Origin of the sequence: Vibrio sp. T20, from assembly GCF_007858795.1 — a bacterium.
Taxonomy (GTDB): domain Bacteria; phylum Pseudomonadota; class Gammaproteobacteria; order Enterobacterales; family Vibrionaceae; genus Vibrio; species Vibrio satsumensis.
This window is the reverse complement of the sequence record NZ_VFEB01000252.1, coordinates 96,175-109,661: the sequence shown is the minus strand read 5'-3', so window position 1 is coordinate 109,661 and position 13,487 is coordinate 96,175. Positions and strand designations below refer to the sequence as shown.

14 protein-coding genes are annotated in these 13,487 nt (G+C 46.5%); 9 read left to right on the top strand and 5 right to left on the bottom strand.

Annotated elements, in window-relative coordinates; all coding sequences use genetic code 11:
- Positions 1–260 precede the first annotated feature (260 nt).
- From FTW16_RS23240 to rlmJ, 4 genes are all read left to right on the top strand, one after another.
- On the top strand, positions 261–725 hold the full coding sequence (locus tag FTW16_RS23240) for a hypothetical protein (protein WP_146492691.1): 465 nt from the start codon (positions 261–263) through the stop codon (positions 723–725).
- Between the two features lie 272 nt (positions 726–997).
- Positions 998–2,797, top strand: a complete 1,800-nt coding sequence (gene secD, locus FTW16_RS23235) for a protein translocase subunit SecD (protein ID WP_146492640.1) — start codon at positions 998–1,000, stop codon at positions 2,795–2,797.
- A 2-nt stretch (positions 2,798–2,799) separates the two neighbouring features.
- Positions 2,800–3,738 (top strand): protein translocase subunit SecF, encoded by a 939-nt coding sequence (gene secF / locus FTW16_RS23230; protein ID WP_146492639.1) that lies wholly within the window; start codon positions 2,800–2,802, stop codon positions 3,736–3,738.
- A 201-nt stretch (positions 3,739–3,939) separates the two neighbouring features.
- Positions 3,940–4,806 (top strand): 23S rRNA (adenine(2030)-N(6))-methyltransferase RlmJ, encoded by an 867-nt coding sequence (gene rlmJ / locus FTW16_RS23225; protein ID WP_146492638.1) that lies wholly within the window; start codon positions 3,940–3,942, stop codon positions 4,804–4,806.
- A 298-nt stretch (positions 4,807–5,104) separates the two neighbouring features.
- Here the strand turns inward: rlmJ and FTW16_RS23220 are convergent, their stop codons facing one another.
- From FTW16_RS23220 to FTW16_RS23210, 3 genes are all read right to left on the bottom strand, one after another.
- The gene (locus tag FTW16_RS23220) at positions 5,105–6,193 is read right to left on the bottom strand and encodes an alkene reductase (protein ID WP_146492637.1); all 1,089 of its coding nucleotides are present in this window, start codon (positions 6,191–6,193) and stop codon (positions 5,105–5,107) included.
- Positions 6,194–6,253: 60 nt separating this feature from the next.
- A complete protein-coding gene (locus FTW16_RS23215) occupies positions 6,254–7,447 on the bottom strand; it encodes an MFS transporter (protein ID WP_146492636.1) in 1,194 nt (397 codons plus the stop codon).
- A gap of 85 nt (positions 7,448–7,532) precedes the next feature.
- Positions 7,533–8,216 (bottom strand): SDR family oxidoreductase, encoded by a 684-nt coding sequence (locus FTW16_RS23210; protein WP_146492635.1) that lies wholly within the window; start codon positions 8,214–8,216, stop codon positions 7,533–7,535.
- Between the two features lie 125 nt (positions 8,217–8,341).
- On the opposite strand from FTW16_RS23210, the gene FTW16_RS23205 reads away from it, so the two are divergent.
- From FTW16_RS23205 to FTW16_RS23185, 5 genes are all read left to right on the top strand, one after another.
- Positions 8,342–9,277, top strand: a complete 936-nt coding sequence (locus FTW16_RS23205; RefSeq protein WP_146492634.1) for a LysR family transcriptional regulator — start codon at positions 8,342–8,344, stop codon at positions 9,275–9,277.
- A gap of 108 nt (positions 9,278–9,385) precedes the next feature.
- A complete protein-coding gene (locus tag FTW16_RS23200) occupies positions 9,386–9,778 on the top strand; it encodes a GFA family protein (protein ID WP_146492633.1) in 393 nt (130 codons plus the stop codon).
- Between the two features lie 29 nt (positions 9,779–9,807).
- Positions 9,808–10,275 carry an OsmC family protein gene (locus FTW16_RS23195; RefSeq protein WP_146492632.1) on the top strand — a complete coding sequence of 156 codons (468 nt, stop codon included), beginning with the start codon at positions 9,808–9,810 and terminating at the stop codon, positions 10,273–10,275.
- A 121-nt stretch (positions 10,276–10,396) separates the two neighbouring features.
- Positions 10,397–11,629 (top strand): MalY/PatB family protein, encoded by a 1,233-nt coding sequence (locus FTW16_RS23190; protein ID WP_146492631.1) that lies wholly within the window; start codon positions 10,397–10,399, stop codon positions 11,627–11,629.
- A gap of 217 nt (positions 11,630–11,846) precedes the next feature.
- Entirely contained in the window at positions 11,847–12,191 is a 345-nt protein-coding gene (locus tag FTW16_RS23185; RefSeq protein WP_146492630.1) for a ribosome recycling factor family protein, read from the top strand.
- A 156-nt stretch (positions 12,192–12,347) separates the two neighbouring features.
- Here the strand turns inward: FTW16_RS23185 and FTW16_RS23180 are convergent, their stop codons facing one another.
- On the bottom strand, positions 12,348–12,587 hold the full coding sequence (locus FTW16_RS23180; protein ID WP_017057644.1) for an RNA recognition motif domain-containing protein: 240 nt from the start codon (positions 12,585–12,587) through the stop codon (positions 12,348–12,350).
- A gap of 107 nt (positions 12,588–12,694) precedes the next feature.
- Positions 12,695–13,369, bottom strand: coding sequence for an SDR family NAD(P)-dependent oxidoreductase (locus tag FTW16_RS23175; RefSeq protein WP_146492629.1), 675 nt, complete (start codon positions 13,367–13,369; stop codon positions 12,695–12,697).
- Positions 13,370–13,487 lie beyond the last annotated feature (118 nt).

The following is a 13,487-nucleotide window of genomic DNA, read 5'->3' as shown; positions in this document are numbered from 1 at the left end:
GAGAGATAACTCAAAGCCAAGCGAGTGTCGCTTGGCTTTCTTGTTTTTCGCTATTCATAACATCTATCCATCACCTGTTGTTAAGTCGTTTTAGATCTATGTAAATCTAAATTGCGAGAACGCTTAATCGGTTGCATCGAATCATTTTCTAAAAAAATGTTTTAAATCAAGACAGCGTTTCATTTGTATTGTAGATTGACGATCTACGAGAATGTTGTTTGGATATTAGATTGCTTAAACTGGGTACCCGATTAGTCTTAATGTTGTTTTTACTGAGCTTTGGCTTAGTGAATTCTAACGGCTATTCGTTTCCTTCTAAGCCATTTCAAATATACTCGGCTCAAGAGCAATCTTCACAGAATGACCTGTGTAAACAAGCCGCTACGGATAATCCGTCGAGCTACTTAGAGTGCGATAAGGCTCAGTTTAGCACAGTGCCTTCTGGTGACAGTTCCAACTATCACGACACTGAGTCTAGCCTTCAAGCAGCAAACTTCAGACGCATGCTCAGCAATGAGCAAGAAAGTGTGGCCGATCTTGAGCCTGCTTATCATCTACTGATCGACTTCTCCCCCCCTTCATTGCTGGCTTCTCTGCTTTTCAACACACCGTTGTTGGATTCCAAGCAGCACTGGACCAGCATTGTGAGTTCTCCGTCCTCCCGGCTTTCTGGGTGGAAAGAGGGCAACATTCAATACTCGCATTTCCGAGAACTTCTTAGCTAATCGTTTGACCCTAAATTGGTCGCATCGATGGTCACTTGTGCCCGTTGATCTCGCCAATTAACAAATATAGCGACACACAATTATTAGCCCCACTATGACTCAATCAGTTTGTTCTGGTTGCAGCGAGTCGTCGCTTGTGTTCGCAAAACATTAGACATACCAATCGTAGTAAATAACTGGTCACCCCAGCTGGTTAAAATGCTCGATCACTGCTTTTTTTCGGTGCTATTTTTGAGCACGTATTTACGGTGATTGGTAAAAAAGAAGAGATCTTGACTGTGAAAAAACGCATTCCAAGAAAACAAATTAACCACTACTCAAAGTGGAAATACGTGGTGCTTATCGCCACCATCATCATCATGATTCTGAGTGCTTTGCCTTCTTGGTTTGGCGAGGACGCCTCGGTTCAAATCAGTAACCGCTCTGAGCAGACCATCGACGCCACTCAAGTGACGCAATACCTTGCTAGCGAGGGCATTCAAGCCAAATCAGCCTTTCAAAAAGACAAACGTTTAGTGGTGATCTTAGAAGATGCAGAACAGCAAGCGAAGGCCAAGGAAGTGCTTAACGAACGTCTTCTAGACAAGGCAACGGTAGCGCTAGCGATGGAGCCTGCAGCACCGAAATGGCTGACTGACATGGGCTTCGCGCCGATTCAGTTAGGCCTTGATTTACGTGGTGGTGTGCAGTTCCTGTTAGAAGTGGACATGGAACCGGTTTACCACGCACAAGCGCAATCTGTGGTCGACGAGATCACCAGCCAAGTGCGTTATGCACGCGGTAAAGTGGTGAACAACCAAGTTGAATTTAATTTCCGCACTGATGCAGATTTCGAGAAAGCACAAAAACTGATTCGTGAAGAGTTCCCACAATGGCAACGTGACCGTTCAGATAAATCGCTAACGTTAACTCAGTCTGAAGAAGAGCAAAGAACGCTCCGTAACCTAACGGTTCAACAAAACCTGCAAATCATGCGCAGCCGTATTGAAGAGCTCGGCATCACTGAGGCATCGATTCAACGCCAAGGTGAAAGCCGTATCCGTATCGAACTTCCGGGTGTCCAAGACCCTGCAGCCGCGAAAGATGTGATTGGTGCAACGGCATCATTGGCGTTCTACTCTGTTTACGATAACGCGACGCGTAACACTCAAACGCTAAAAGATACAGATGGCAACCGTGTCGTTGTTGCTCGCAAAGCGGTACTGAGCGGCGAACACATTATCGATGCTCGTAGTGGCATTGGTGAGATGGGCAGCGCAGAAGTAAACATCACGCTGGATTCAGCGGGCGGTAAGAAGATGTCTGAGTTCTCTCGTCATAACATCGGCAAGCCAATGGCAACCGTGTACAGCGAGTACAGCCGTGATAGAGCCGGTAACAGCGAGAAAACCAGTGAAGTGATCAGTGTGGCGAACATCCAGTCTCAATTGGGTAGCCGCTTTAGAATCACAGGTGCAGGCAGCATGGCTGAAGCTCAAGAGCTGGCTCTATTGCTTCGTGCGGGTTCGTTGACTGCGCCAGTAACCATCATTGAAGAGCGTACCATTGGCCCGTCTCTGGGTGCTGAAAACGTTACTAACGGCTTTGCTGCTTTGGCACTTGGCCTTGGTCTAACTCTCACGTTTATGGCGCTATGGTACCGCCGCCTTGGTTGGGTTGCGAACGCTGCATTGGTCGTCAACATGACCACACTATTTGGTTTGATAGCGATGCTACCGGGTGCGGTATTAACCCTGCCAGGTATTGCGGGTTTAGTACTGACCGTCGGTATGGCGGTAGACACTAACGTGCTTATCTTCGAGCGTATTCGAGACAAGATGAAAGAAGGGCGCAGCTTTGCTAGCTCTATCGACCGTGGTTTCGATAGCGCGTTCTCTTCAATTTTCGATGCTAACGTCACCACCATGATCGTTGCTGTGGCTCTATATACCATTGGTAATGGACCGATTCAGGGCTTCGCCCTGACACTGGGCTTAGGTCTTCTAACCAGTATGTTCACGGGCATTTTTGCTTCACGAGCAATCATCAACTTGGTTTGGGGGCGCGACCAGCGCCATGATGTAAGGATTTAAGCATGAGTATTTCAAATATGACTATTTCAGACCGCTATCTTTCAGATAAAAACATGACTCGCCTTCGCAAGGTGATGTCTGTGATTTCTATTGTGCTGTTCATGAGCTCTGTGATGCTTGTGGCAGTGAAAGGTTTCAACTGGGGCTTGGACTTTACTGGCGGTGTGGTGGCCGAAGTTCAGCTTTCTGACCAAGTAACTAAAGACGATTTAAAAACAAAACTTGATGCCGCTTTCCAACAAGACGTGCAAGTGGTTGGTATGGCAGAACAAGACCGCTGGACACTGCGTTACAGCCAATTGACGGATGCACCTCAGCCTAACCTAGTGGATGTTTTGTCATCGGTGAGCGACCAAGTACAAGTGCTTAACAGCAGCGTGGTTGGCCCTCAAGTGGGTCAAGACATGGTTGACCAAGGTGGCTTGGCGGTATTGGTGTGTTTCCTAATGATCATGCTGTACCTGAGTGTTCGATTTGAATGGCGCTTGGCACTGGGTGCGCTTGCCGCGATAATCTATGACGTGACGCTTATCTTGGGTCTGTTCGCTTTTACTCAGTTTGAGTTCAACCTGACCGTATTGGCAGCGGTGTTGGCGATTTTGGGTTATTCATTGAATGACTCGATCATCATTGCCGACCGTGTACGTGAAATGCTGCGTGGTAATCCAAACGGTGATACAGATAACCTGCTTAACGAATCAGTTAAAGCGACGTTCTCACGCACCATGGTGACTTCAGGTACAACGCTAATCACTGTATCAGCGCTTTGGCTACTTGGTGGCGCGGCACTGCAAGGGTTCGCTATTGCATTGGTGGTTGGTATTGTCAGCGGTACGTGGTCTTCAGTTTCTGTAGGCATCACACTGCCTAAGTTACTTGGCCTACAGCCTTGTCACTACCAAGTGAAAGCACCAGTAGAAGTTGAGGGTGAGTACCCTTAAGGTGTTTCTTAGCTAACAGCACGAGTTCGTGAGTAACGTCAGTAAAGCCCTTCGTTTTTAATAAGACGAAGGGCTTTATTTTTTATAAGAGTCAGACAGTTAGTCAAAAGAGAGGCTATTTCAAAAAACGATGGATTGAATAGGCAACAGCGTGTGATATGAAGTATGTTTATATGACGTTAGTAGAAATGAGGCAAGGGAATGGAATATCGACATCAATGTCATGTAGGCGATCATGGGGATGCACTTAAGCATCCAGTATTGAGTGCACTTGTTAAATCATTAATGCAGCAACACTCACGCCTCAATGTTATCGACACACACTCAGGCACAGGGTGTTACGACCTAACCACTGCACCAAGTAATCACGCGGGCGAGTTTGCCGAAGGGGTTGGGTACTTATGGCGAAATAAGGCTTACTTGCCAGAGTCATTTTCTTCTTTTATGTCGGTGCTGGAATACTACAACCCTAATCAACTTATCACGCTGTATCCCGGCTCGGCAGCCATTACCTATCAACAAGGCCGCAGCCAAGATAGCTTCTATTTTTCAGATATTCAGCAAGATGAAGCCGATTTATTGCAAGCCAATATTGAGAAGTTGCAACGCGATCTTGATGTCTCAAGTAAGCTCACCATTACCGCAGGCGACGGGCTTAAAGCGCTACCTGATGACGTGGCAAAGCACGATAATCATCACTTGATCGTTATCGACCCACCCTATGAAACTGATGCTGAATATCTCGCAGTGATTGATGCCTTGGTGAAGGCTTATCAGCAATCTGAGAAAGTGTCTGCGCTGATTTGGTATCCGCTGTACACCGATGACAAAAGCTCACTGATTTTGAATCACTGCGCGACAGCGGTGAAAGATGGCTTGTTACCAAGCCCGATCAAATCGGAATTACGACTGCGCGATCCTAAGGGCGATGATCGACTCATCGGCAGTGGGTTGTTGTTGTTTAATCCGCCTCAAGGCATTACTGGAAAGGTGGCTGACACGCTCGATTATTTACACAATCAGCTCGCAACCAATGGTGAGGGTTATTGGCAAATGAGAAGTCTATAAATCTGATTTATATGGGATTTAAGATTAATTTCTAGACGCTGCTCACTAAATCACTGTTATTTATGTGGTTTAAATTGACCAAACGCTAACTTTTATCGATTGATTAATTGCAGTGAATCATTTAAAAATAGAATATCAATGCGCACAAGTGCATAATGGCTCATAAGTTAAATAATTAGTCCCAGATTAATACCAGATTGTGGTTTACCCCCTAAACTGCATTAGGCTCGCACTAGTCATGCGAGCCTTTCTTTTGCCTGAAGGAAAATCTAAGGCTGTTCTATCAATTCAAAATCCACTACAAAGCTGGATAATCGGTGTAGCCTTTTTCGTTGCCGCCGAATAAGGTCGCGCCGTCGAGTTCTGATAGCTCGCTGCCGTTTTGTAGGCGTGACACGAGGTCTGGGTTGGCCACGAATGGGCGACCAAATGCGACAAGATCCGCGTAGCCTTTGCTTAACACTTCTTCGGCGCGTTGTGGTGTGTAGCTGCCAGCAACGATGATGGTGTTAGAGAATAATTCTCTTAGCTCAATTCGGAAGCTTTCAGGAATAACTGGAGCATCATCCCAGTCGGCTTCTGATAGGTGCAGATAAGCAACGTCTCTATCTTGAAGTGCCTTTGAAGCTTCTAAAATCGTTGGCACAATGTCTGGGCAGTTCATGTCTTTGAAGGTGATGAATGGGGCTAAACGTACGCCCACTTTGTCCGCGCCAATCGCATCAATGACGGCATCAACTACTTCAATTAGAAAGCGAAGTCGGTTCTCGCGGCTGCCACCGTAGTTGTCGGTTCGCTTGTTTGAGTTGGTTCTTAGGAACTGGTCAATCAGGTAGCCATTACCACCGTGGATCTCGACACCATTAAAGCCTGCTTCGATGGCTTTCTTTGCTGAGTTCGCAAAATCTTGAACCACTCGATCGATGTCTGCTTGGGTCATCTCCCTTGGTTGGATGCAATCGACCATGTTGCCGTTACCATTCTCATCGGAAATCCACACCTGAGTTTCTATTGGCGCCAAAGCTGACGGCGCAATCGGTAGTTCACCCTTTTGAAAGGTAGGGTGAGAGACGCGGCCGACATGCCATAGCTGGCAGAATATCGCGGCACCTTGTTCTTTTGCGTCTGTTGTTACTGACTTCCAACCTTCGATTTGTGCATCGGTGTAAACGCCGGGAGTGAATGAGTAGCCTTGAGAGTCGTCGGATATCTGCGTTGCTTCAGTGATGATGAGCCCTGCACTTGCTCGTTGTTGGTAATAAGTCGCCATCATATCGTTTGGCACGTTTCCAGGTTGGCTAGTACGAGCGCGTGTCATGGGTGCCATAACGACACGGTTTTGCAGTGCTAAGCCTTTGAGCTCTGATGTTTCGAATAATTTGTTCATGGTATCTACCTTGTTGGAATCATGTGGTCTTAATGGTTTTGGTTTTAGCTATAAGCAGAATTACTTACTTTCCGCTGGGCTGAAGATCGAGTTGCTCTGTGGCTTTTCTGCTTTGTTGGCCTTCGCAATAAGCAGCAAACCAATAACAGGGACAACAACGGCTGCGAATGGAATCATTCCTGCGCCTAATTGGCTGTCGAGTACCATGCCGCCAAGGAAACCACCGAAGGCATTGGCTAAGTTAAACGCTGAAATATTCGCGGTTGCTGCTAGTTCTTGGCCTTCGCCACCATGGTTCATTACTCGAAGCTGCATAGCAGGAACGTTCGCAAATGATGCAATACCAAAGACAAATGCAGCTGCAACGAATAGGATTTTGTTGTCTACAACAAGGCCAACCACTACCAATGAAACGATCATCGCGATAGCCCAAAACATCGATGCTTTGCCTAAATCTTTGTCAGAAGAGCGTCCGCCCAAGGTGTTACCGATGATTAAGCCAACACCAACAATCACTAAGATCCAAGTTACTGATTCTTGACCGTAACCCGTGATGTGCATGGCGATAGGCGCAAGATAGCCGTAAAGCGTCATGAAGCCAGACCAAGCAAAAGCGGTGATCGCCAAGCTGATGAGAAGCATTGGGTTTTTGAATGCCAACAGCTGAGTTTTGATGTCTTTCGCTTCGCTGTGACCTGTTGATTTGATGGATGTCAGGATAGAAATCATCGCAACTGTGCCAAGTGTCGCCACGGTAAAGAAGGTGGTGTGCCAACCGAATTGCAAGCTCACCCACGTACCAGCAGGCACCCCTAGAACGTTGGCCAGCGTTAAGCCTGCGAACATTTGACCAACGGCGCGACCTGCCATTTTCTCAGATACTAAATTAGTCGCTACTACCGCACCGATGCCATAGAAAGGACCTTGCACTAAGCCTGCGATAACACGGCTTGCCAGTAGAAGTGGATAGCTTGGCGCTAAGGCGGATAACACGTTGCCAATAATGAACAGCGCCATTAATCCAATCAGCACCATCTTCTTGTTAAAGCGTGCAAGGTAGATGGTTAAGATTGGCCCGCCGATAACGATAGCTAGCGCATAAGCACTGATTAGGTAGCCCGCTTGGCCTTCTGTGATCGAAAGGGAAGTCGCAATTTGTGGAAGGATGCCTGCGATAACAAATTCGGCCGTGCCAATCGCGAACGCCGCGAGTGTCAGTATCCAAACTTGGAATGGAATCTGTTCTTGTTTCATGATGAGTTACCTATGTAAATTCTTGTTTGTTAGGACGTTTAGATACACGTCCTAACGATTGTTCTTTGTGCCTTTGCGAGGTGTTTTAGCCGAGCAGCGCACCGCCATCGATGTCGATGATTGAGCCAGTCATGTATGGGTTATTAATCGCGAACAGGTAACCCATTGCGATTTCTGAAGCTTCGCCCACCTTGCCTGCAGGTAAATTGTTTTTTGCGTTGTCGTACATGGCTGAGCGAGCGGTGTCGTCCATGTTTTTGTAGGCTGTTGTCATGGTTAAACCCGGACTTACGGCGTTCACTCGAATTGGTGAGAGTTCTTTCGCAAGCACCTTAGTGACGCTTTCTAGTGCAGCGTTGATTGCTGTTTTTACGTAAGTGCCTGCGACTACTTTGCGTGACAACATGCCTGTGGTGAGCGTGATAGAGCTGTTGGGCTTCATGTAACGTGCAGCATGTTTAGCTACGCTTAAGCTGCCCCAAAATTTGGTATCAAATGCCGTTTTCGCGTCTTCAATCGCAACGTCTGTCACTTTTCCTGCCGGAGCGGATGAACCTGCTGTCACCACTAAATGATCGAATGGACCAATGGATTCAAAGTATTCGCAAATCGATTTTTCATTGCTGATGTCCACGCCTGTGTGTCGGCTGGCAATGTGTACTGTGTTGTCTTCGTTTCTCAATTGCATTGCTAATGCTTTACCGATACCTGATGTGCCACCAATGATGACGAAAGTGCTCTTTTCTTGGTTCGCTTGTGTGTTGCTCATGGTCTGAATTCCTGCGTGTTCTGCTGATGGTTGCCATTATATTTGTTCGACTAAATTTGATAATTGGCTAGAATGTAAATTCATTATTCGGTTTAGATGAACAATAGAGCGAGAGCACGAATAGCATGGACAAGTTTTCAGACATGGCGATGTTCGTCAGTATTGTGAAGCATCAAGGGTTGGCGGCCGCTGGGCGTGAACTGGGTTTATCACCCGCGACCATGACAGCAAGGCTGCAGGCACTTGAAGAACGATATGGTGTGAAGTTGTTGAATCGAAGCACGCGACATGTGTCTTTAACTGACTCAGGTGAGCTGTACCATAAGGCGTGTCTGGAGATATTGGATAACGTCAGTGAGGCTGAAAACCTGATTCAAAATGGCGTCAAAGAGGTCAAAGGCCCATTAAAGATCGCCGCACCGAAAGACATCGGCAAGCAGTACATCCTGCCAATCTTGTCGGAGTTTTGTCAGCAGTATCCAGATGTGATTCCTTACCTGTATTTGAACGACAACCTGTCGAACATTGCGGAATCTGGCATGGATATCGTGATCCGCTATGGGGAATTGGTCGACAGCAGTTTGATATCCAGACGCTTATCTCCGAGCCGACGTGTACTGTGTGCCTCGCCTGAATATCTTGCCAAGCATGGAACGCCGTTGACGCCACAAGATTTGGTCGAGCACGACTGCTTGGCGATGCTGCGTAGCAATGAGGAACTGAAAACATGGCATTTTCAAGATCACGACATGAAGAAGTCGATTACCGTTGTACCAAAGCGATTCTCAGATGATGGTGAAGTGATTCGCTACTGGGCATTAAAAGGCGAGGGTATCGCCCTTAAATCGGTGCTGGATGTGCAAGACGACATCAATAACCAACGCCTTGTGACTCTGCTCAACGGTTATATGAAAAACTTTAACACCTCGACTTCTGTATCAAGCGCCGACTTGAATGTGGTGTACATCAGCAAGAAATATCAGCCGAAGCGTATCCGACTCTTCTTAGATTATCTTCTTGAGAACTTCAGTGGTTTGGTCGAGAGATCAGGTAAAGAGTAGACTCTTACCTACGCATGACGGATCTCTCGAACTCAGCGCCCGCTTACGGACAGAGATCGTCGATCTGGTTATGATATCTGCAACATAAGGACGTGATTGGAGAGAGAAATGAAGGTCGTCGGTAACACGGTTATCCAACCTTTTCACAAAGCCACCTGCCACTGCGGCGCAGTTGAATTAGAACTCAGCTTGCCTAATGGAATCGAAAAGCCGCGTAGATGTGATTGTTCTATCTGTCGCCGTAAAGGCGCGATTGTTGGCTCTGTTGCGCTTGATGGCATCAAGATCCTTAAAGGTGAAGATCATCTCAAGCTTTATCAATTCAACACCAATACCGCGAAGCATTACTTCTGCTCGAACTGCGGTATCTATACCCATCATCAACGCCGCTCAAGCCCAAACGAATATGGTTTTAATATCGGTTGTTTGGAAGGGGTGAACCCTTTTGATATTGGTGATGTGGTGACCAACGACGGTGTTAATCACCCAGCTGATCGTTAATTTATTGAGCATTAAAAAGGGAAGGGGTTATGTCTGAATACGGAGCAGTCATTCGCTGGCAAAAAGCGCAAGATGAAGCCTTTAGCGACAATCAATACAGTCGCAGTCATACGTGGGAGTTCGATGGTGGTGTCACTGTACCTGCTTCGTCCTCTCCACATGTTGTGCCACTGCCGTTTTCAGTGGAAGCGAATGTTGACCCTGAAGAAGCCTTTATTGCGGCACTTTCTAGCTGTCATATGCTGACGTTTTTGGGCATTGCTGCAAAACAGAAGTACGTAATTGACTCTTATGTCGATGATGCGATAGGTGTGCTGGAAGAAGATGAATCAGGTCGTTCGTCTGTGACTAAGGTGACTCTGCGCCCTAAGATAGTGTTTATTGGTAGCAAGATTCCAACCAGCGCTCAACTCGATAAGCTGCATCACTTGGCCCACAAGAATTGCTTTATCGCGAATTCGGTTAAGACTGAGATAAAGGTCGAGATACGAGATTAGTTTTTATTTTTAGATTATTTCCTCAAAGCGTCGTCTTTTTGATTTCGCCATCGTCTTAAGGGCATTCATGCAATCCCAATGATTGTAAAAAAGACTGAAATAATTATTTGAGGACACCTCCATGACAGCGTTTAAGAGTACATCGAACTACGGTGAAAATGCGTTTATCAAAAGCAAACCGCAGATGCTACAGAACATTTATAACACAACCGATGTATTCCCATATTGGGTGGCCGATATGGATTTTCAGGTAGCAGAGCCGATCACTCAAGAGCTGAATCGTCTGGTTGAGCGCGGTGTTTACTCTTACGAATTTAATGAACAGGAGGTGTTTGAAGCGTTGTCGCAATGGTATTCAAAGCGTCATGGTTTAAACCTTTCTGCGGACAAGTTTGTGCAAGTGCCGGGTGTGCTTTCTGGTATCGCGTTGCTACTGCGCCAGTTCACCAACGAAGGTGATGGTGTGCTTATCCATACGCCAGCGTATCACCAGTTTTCTAACTTGATGAATAAAGCAAATCGTCAGGTGGTGAAGAGCCCACTCATCAATGATGAGCAAGGTTACCGCATTGATTTCGATGGTATGGAACAGCAGATCATCGACCACAAAGTAAAAACGATGATTTTCTGTAATCCACATAACCCAACTGGTCGTGTGTGGACGCAGCAGGAAGTAACACAGGTTATCGAGATTGCTAAGCGTCATGATGTGTTGATCATCAGTGATGAAATCCACTCAGACATTATCTTTGAAGGCCACGCTTTCACGAGCTTGACCAGCTTTGATTACGACAAGGTCATCACCTTGATTGGCTCTCCGGCGAAAACCTTCGGTATGCACAGCATCTCAAATGGCTATGTGTACACGAACAATGATGAGCTATTTGAAGCGTTTAAAGCCAACGTAGCGGCGATGTATCTTGATCATGGCAATGCCTTGACGACCTTTGCGACTATTGCCGCCTTTGAAAAAGGTGAAGAGTGGCTCGACGGCATGTTGGTGTATCTGCAAGACACGGTGAAATGGATCTCTGAGTTTGCTGAGCAGCGTATTCCTCAATTGAAAGTGTTCCAACCGCAAGGCACTTACCAAGTATGGTTTGATTTTTCTGAGTTAGGTTTCTCGGAAGAAGAGTTAAAGAACGTGGTGTTTGAGCAAGCTAAAATGGGGTTAACGCCGGGCGGCTGGTTTGGCGCTGAGAGCTATCATTTTATGCGAATGAACATCGCTACTTCACGTGACAATATTGAGCAATCATTTACTGCGCTGGCTGATGCGATTGATGGCTTTGAGCGAGGCTCTGTGGTGAACTCAAATTGTTGCGATAAAGGTAATTCAAAAAGCTGCTGTTAAATCCAATAGTACACAACAAGCATTGAAATCAGAGCGTGTAACGGCACTGCTTTAAGAGCCGATTAGAATAAAATAACCGCGAGTCTGCATAGTGCATGACTGGCGGTTTTTTTGTGTCTGTGTAATCCTACTCATTGTTTTATTGAGTTGGGATTGAAGTGCTGAGTTGCGAGTACTAGCGCTTCAATGATTGATAGAGATTGGTTGGCAGAGAGTTATGTTTAGCGTCCCACTGAATAGTTTTGTACATCGTGTGAGTGATAAAAGCCAAGTGATGGCGAATGCGACTGAGTGTGGATGCCAGTTGAAGCGAGTTCGTCGTTCACGTAATTGGTTATTGGTGGCTCAAGAGCATCAACTCATTGAATTTAAAACCCTACTCACTCACGAAAAAGACGGTTGGATAGCGATTGCGATAGACAAAGTACTGCCTAAACCTGTGGTGTGTTTGGCCTCGCTGTTAGCAGCAACACCCTCGATGACGGTCGCTCAGTTAGTGATGGAGTCAGGATGTTCAATGGCAGAAGCAAGGCGTGCGATTGATGAGCATGAAGGGTTATAAACACGAGCCTTAAGTAAGCCGGTCATGTTGTGAAAGGGAATCGCGAGCAGCAAAAAGCCCGTAACGATATTGCGTTTTTCAGCGGAATATCGTTACGGGCTTTATCATCTGTGCTGCCGTTAAGCTAAGCCATGTGGCTTATGAAGCGTTGCTCGATTAAGAGTTCGCTACTTTTACACGAATTGTGTTTTTGCCAAGCTTAGTCATGTTCAGCTTGTTTAGTGCCGCTTTCGCTTCTTCGTGCTCTGGCATTTCAACAAAAGCAAAGCCTTTTGAGTCGCCAGTTTCTTGGTCTAAAACTAGGCTGCACTCTTTTACTGAGCCAAACTCAGAAAATAGCACACGGATGTCTTGCTCAGAAGTAGAGCGCGATAGGTTACGAACTAGAAGTTTCATAATAAACCTTGAATATGAATTTACGCCGAGCATTGTCGCACACTTTCATGCTCACCCTCACAAATAATTGTCTCGCGACTCTATTTCTTTATCGCTCTGTCTAAGCACTAGCCGCGGTTTATCGTGATGTCTGATACAAAGCCATGCTCAGTACTGGTTAACGCCTGTTGCAGCATTTGAGCGGCTTCTTGAGCGGTCATAAAGCTAGAGGTATCCATCGCTTTGCCACTCGTTCCCCAAAATTCGGTCGCCATTCCGCCGGGATAGACGGCAACGATTTTCATCGGGTAACCTTTTAGCTCCAATCTTACTGATTCGATGAAGCCTCTCACGGCCCATTTAGCAGCGCAATAGGTAGACTCCTCTGCTTTAGCGCCTTGGGCGGCAGTCGACATCACCACAGCAATCGTAACGGGCTGATCTTTGTAACGCTGAACCAGTTCTCGAACCAAAAAGATCGACGATTCGATGTTGTTTTTCAGCATGTCACTGATGGCTGCAGGATCCTGTTGTTCTATCTTACCGAAGTAGCCACTGCCAGCACTGTGAATCACGAGCTTGGGCATTTCTGGCAACGCATCAAGCATCTCGCTCACGGAGTGTGGGTCACAAAGGTCACACGCGTGGCTAATGGTATTCGCCGGTAGGTTTTTTGCTACCTCTGCTAAACGTTGTGCATTGCGACCAGTAATGGCTATACGCTGAGCGTCTGTTGCAGTGTTAGCGTATTGTGTCGCGAGCGCTGCGCCTAAACCGCTGCTTGATCCGGTAATTAAAATCATACTGTCTCAGATTTGTAGAATTGAATCGAGATAGTAAGGGGCTGAGGATAGTTTTTCTGAGATCTATGGCTAAAGTTGGTCGATGGCTTGATTGATGGGCTGCTCGGTAAGCTGAGAT

Excerpts from the sequence above, each read along its gene's own strand:
- FTW16_RS23240 (WP_146492691.1), top strand. The coding sequence starts at position 261 with ATGTTGTTTTTACTGAGCTTTGGCTTAGTGAATTCTAACGGCTATTCG.
- secF (WP_146492639.1), top strand. The coding sequence starts at position 2,800 with ATGAGTATTTCAAATATGACTATTTCAGACCGCTATCTTTCAGATAAA.
- rlmJ (WP_146492638.1), top strand. The coding sequence starts at position 3,940 with ATGGAATATCGACATCAATGTCATGTAGGCGATCATGGGGATGCACTT.
- FTW16_RS23220 (WP_146492637.1), bottom strand. The coding sequence starts at position 6,193 with ATGAACAAATTATTCGAAACATCAGAGCTCAAAGGCTTAGCACTGCAA.
- FTW16_RS23215 (WP_146492636.1), bottom strand. The coding sequence starts at position 7,447 with ATGAAACAAGAACAGATTCCATTCCAAGTTTGGATACTGACACTCGCG.
- FTW16_RS23210 (WP_146492635.1), bottom strand. The coding sequence starts at position 8,216 with ATGAGCAACACACAAGCGAACCAAGAAAAGAGCACTTTCGTCATCATT.
- FTW16_RS23205 (WP_146492634.1), top strand. The coding sequence starts at position 8,342 with ATGGACAAGTTTTCAGACATGGCGATGTTCGTCAGTATTGTGAAGCAT.
- FTW16_RS23200 (WP_146492633.1), top strand. The coding sequence starts at position 9,386 with ATGAAGGTCGTCGGTAACACGGTTATCCAACCTTTTCACAAAGCCACC.
- FTW16_RS23195 (WP_146492632.1), top strand. The coding sequence starts at position 9,808 with ATGTCTGAATACGGAGCAGTCATTCGCTGGCAAAAAGCGCAAGATGAA.
- FTW16_RS23190 (WP_146492631.1), top strand. The coding sequence starts at position 10,397 with ATGACAGCGTTTAAGAGTACATCGAACTACGGTGAAAATGCGTTTATC.
- FTW16_RS23185 (WP_146492630.1), top strand. The coding sequence starts at position 11,847 with ATGTTTAGCGTCCCACTGAATAGTTTTGTACATCGTGTGAGTGATAAA.
- FTW16_RS23180 (WP_017057644.1), bottom strand. The coding sequence starts at position 12,587 with ATGAAACTTCTAGTTCGTAACCTATCGCGCTCTACTTCTGAGCAAGAC.
- FTW16_RS23175 (WP_146492629.1), bottom strand. The coding sequence starts at position 13,369 with ATGATTTTAATTACCGGATCAAGCAGCGGTTTAGGCGCAGCGCTCGCG.